At 41.1% G+C, this 1,822-nt stretch carries 2 protein-coding genes; one reads left to right on the top strand and one right to left on the bottom strand.

Going from position 1 to position 1,822, the window contains the following annotated elements:
- Nucleotides 1-79 precede the first annotated feature (79 nt).
- A complete protein-coding gene (gene tnpA, locus DK430_RS13065) occupies nt 80-496 on the bottom strand; it encodes an IS200/IS605 family transposase (protein ID WP_109079477.1) in 417 nt (138 codons plus the stop codon).
- Nucleotides 497-540: 44 nt separating this feature from the next.
- Between tnpA and DK430_RS13060 the strand changes: the two genes are divergently transcribed.
- A complete protein-coding gene (locus DK430_RS13060) occupies nt 541-1,677 on the top strand; it encodes an RNA-guided endonuclease InsQ/TnpB family protein (protein ID WP_109079476.1) in 1,137 nt (378 codons plus the stop codon).
- Nucleotides 1,678-1,822 lie beyond the last annotated feature (145 nt).

The raw sequence follows: 1,822 nt of genomic DNA, 5'->3' as shown, positions 1-1,822 counted from the left end.
TTTATCCAACGTGCCGTAAAACTCCGTCCTTCAGGGCGGAGATATAAGGCACAAACGGCGTAAGCCGTTTCAAACCTAACTAATCAGGTGTTTGTTGCTGCTCGATGTATTGGCGAATAATTGAAATAGGTGCACCGCCGCATGAACCTGCAAAATATGACGGTGACCATAACGCATTACCCCATAATTTTTTCTTAATTGATGGATAATTTTTCTTTCGGATCATTCGGCTAGATACGCCTTTCAAGCTATTCACCAGCGTAGAAACTGCCACTTTGGGTGGGTAGTTCACCAGCAAATGAACGTGATCATCTTCGCCATCAAACTCGACTAATTCAGCTTCAAAATCAGCACAGACTGATTTAAAAATTTCAGCTAAATCATCAAGTATTTCTTTCGTAAAAACATCTCGACGGTATTTTGTGACGAAAACTAAATGAATATGTAAGTTGAAGACACAATGTCTGCCACGTCTGATTTCGGTTTCTTTTTGCATAGACCAAGGATATAATTAAACCAAAATTCTATTTTGACTGAACTATGCTTATCCGTAAAGCCTTTAAATTTGAAATTAGACCAAATGGCGAACAACAGCGTAAAATTGCTCAATTTTGCGGTTGTTCTCGTTTTGTCTTCAATAAGGCATTGGATTGGCAAAAACAAGCCTATGAAGCGGATACAAAAACCAAGTTCAGTTACACCAAACTTGCCAATTTTTTACCACAATGGAAAATCGACTTTCCCTTTTTAAAGGATTGTCACAGCCAAGTATTACAACAGTCTCTCAAGGATTTAGAAAGTGCCTATCGCCACTTTTTTAGTAAACGAGCTGATTTTCCTAAATTCAAAAAGAAAGGCGTAAAAGACAGCTTTCGCTATCCGCAAGGTTGCAAACTTGAGCAGAAAAATGACCGCTTGTTTTTGCCTAAAATCGGTTGGATTCGTTACATTAACAGCCGTGAAATTATCGGTGAGATAAAAAATGTCACAGTCAGCAAAAAGTGCGGTCGATTTTTTGTCAGTATTCAAACGGAATTTAAGCACGAAATCTCGCAGCACAAAGGTTCAGAAATCGGTATTGATATGGGCGTAGCACGTTTTGCGACACTCTCAAATGGCGATTATTTTGAGCCGTTAAATAGCTTTAAAAAGCACCAAAATGCGTTAAGAAAAGCACAACAATCCTTAAGTCGAAAAGTGAAGTTCAGTCAAAATTGGCTAAAACAAAAAGCGAAAATCGGCAAAATCCATCACAACATCAGCAACGCTCGTAAAGACTACTTGCATAAAATCTCAACCCAAATTAGCAAAAACCACGCAATGATTTTTGTTGAAGATTTACAAGTCAACAATATGAGCAAATCGGCAAAAGGCACGCAGGAACAGCACGGCAAAAATGTCGCCCAAAAATCAGGCTTGAACCGCTCAATATTGGATCAAGGTTGGTTTGAGTTCCGTCGCCAACTAGATTACAAAACCCAATGGCAAGGTGGATTTTTAGTTGCTGTTCCACCCAAAAACACCAGTCGTACCTGCCCTTGTTGCGGTCATATTGCGAAGGAAAACAGACAAACACAGGCAAGTTTTGAATGTGTGGAATGCGGTTACGCCGAAAATGCGGACGTAGTTGGTGCATTAAACGTGTTAGCTCGTGGTCGAGCCATCATCCAAGTATAACGAAAAAAAACAGGCAGGGACACTGCCGTAGCGCTTGTGAAGTGAACCGTATTAGCGGTCAGCAGCAAGAACCCACCGAGAGTAGCCCACGCAAAGCGGGGGAGCTAGTAGGAATCCCCGTCCTTTAGGGCGGGGAGGATGTCAA

Source organism: Aggregatibacter kilianii (genome assembly GCF_003129965.1).
In the GTDB taxonomy this organism is placed as follows: domain Bacteria; phylum Pseudomonadota; class Gammaproteobacteria; order Enterobacterales; family Pasteurellaceae; genus Aggregatibacter; species Aggregatibacter kilianii_A.
This window is presented reverse-complemented; position numbering and strand designations above follow the sequence as displayed.

What these genes read in the sequence shown, in the direction of transcription:
- tnpA (WP_109079477.1), bottom strand. Translation starts at nt 496, where the DNA reads ATGCAAAAAGAAACCGAAATCAGACGTGGCAGACATTGTGTCTTCAAC.
- DK430_RS13060 (WP_109079476.1), top strand. Translation starts at nt 541, where the DNA reads ATGCTTATCCGTAAAGCCTTTAAATTTGAAATTAGACCAAATGGCGAA.